Source organism: Oleiphilus sp. HI0043, from assembly GCF_001634935.1.
Genome location: NZ_LWEY01000038.1, coordinates 1 through 1,345 on the forward strand (window position 1 = coordinate 1; position 1,345 = coordinate 1,345).

The window sequence follows — 1,345 nt, forward strand, 5'->3', positions numbered from 1 at the left end:
AACGGGTTTCTTACCTGGTAAAGATCAAGAATCAAACGGTATTGTGCAAGCAGGTAGAGCAATGCTTGATTCAATTATTGACCTAAGAACGCCTCGTTTTTTGGTGATCATTCGTAACGCTTTCGGTGGTGCTTACGCTTCTTACAACTGCTATCAGACAGGTGCAGACTTTGTATGCGCCCTGCCTTCTACCAGAGCAGCCGTAATGGGACCAGCAGGTGTAGAATTTGTCTATAAGAAGGAGTTACGCGCTATTCGCGGTGCGGTTAAGACAGGCGAGCAAAGTGCCGAATGGGGCGCTGAGCAAGAAGCCTTACTCGCAAAACGCTATGAAGAAGAATTGATGAACCCAAATGAGGCGTTGAGCCTAGGGTCGATCTCTCAAATTGTTATGCCCAGAGACATGCGCAAGGTCTTGTGCGAACAGCTCAATTTCCACTTATCACACTATACACCTGAGCCACTCGGCGGCGTACAAAGGGAGTCTTTCTAATGAGTAACGAACATTACCTTAACAACCCGCTGACTCATCAAGACCGTCGTTTAGGCCAATCAGACAGCACTTGGGTACGTAGCTTCTCGTGTGAAGACATTCGCCCCTTAATCATTTGTCGTGGCCCTATTCGTAAAGAAGCAATGGATGTATTTGCAGAAATGGGAGTGACGCATTGCGGTATCTTATTGTCTGAAAAAGACAGTATTGTTTATCAAAATGCCTTGGCGCCAGAACTGCGCCAAATCAACAATCCTGACCGCATTCACCGTGTGCCAGACTACAGCGGCGCAGATAAAGAAGAGCGTGTTCAGCGCATAGAACAGATCATTCGCATTGCTAAAGAGAACAACTATAACGCTATTTTTGCCGGCTACGGCTTTATGGCCGAAGACGAAGCGATGGTTGGCGCAATGGAAGAAGCCGGTCTGAACTTTATTGGCCCTTGCTCGGAAACGGTTCATAAAGCAGGCCTAAAAGACGAGGCGAAGCGCACCGCATTGCAAGTCGGCGTCAGTGTAACGCCTGGAATCAACAATGCTACTGCCTTGACACTCCTTAAAAAGCATAGCGATGAAAAGGCGCTACTGTCTTTAGTCAAAAAAGAAGGCTTAGCACTCAACCAAGAACGCTTTGAAAATGCCGACTCAATTGAAGATAAAGCCGACGTCGTGCTTGATGCAGGCTACAAAAAAGGCATCGACCTTTATAGCGTGGCAGAGCTTCAGGAAACCATCCGCGAGCAAGTAATCAAGATTGGCCAGGAGTACCCTGAAAACCGTATTCGCCTGAAATGCATCGGCGGTGGCGGCGGTAAAGGCCAACGCATACTCTCCAGCCCTTCAAGCTTTA

At 47.9% G+C, this 1,345-nt stretch carries 2 protein-coding genes; both read left to right on the forward strand.

Translation table 11 applies throughout. From position 1 onward, the window contains the following. Positions 1-493 (forward strand): carboxyl transferase domain-containing protein (locus A3729_RS01115; protein WP_304439675.1); only part of this gene is annotated, 493 nt, incomplete at its 5' end. Next, positions 493-1,345, forward strand: an 853-nt coding sequence (locus tag A3729_RS01120; RefSeq protein WP_304439676.1) for a biotin carboxylase N-terminal domain-containing protein, incomplete at its 3' end; no start/stop codon positions are given. The genes A3729_RS01115 and A3729_RS01120, both read left to right, overlap by 1 nt.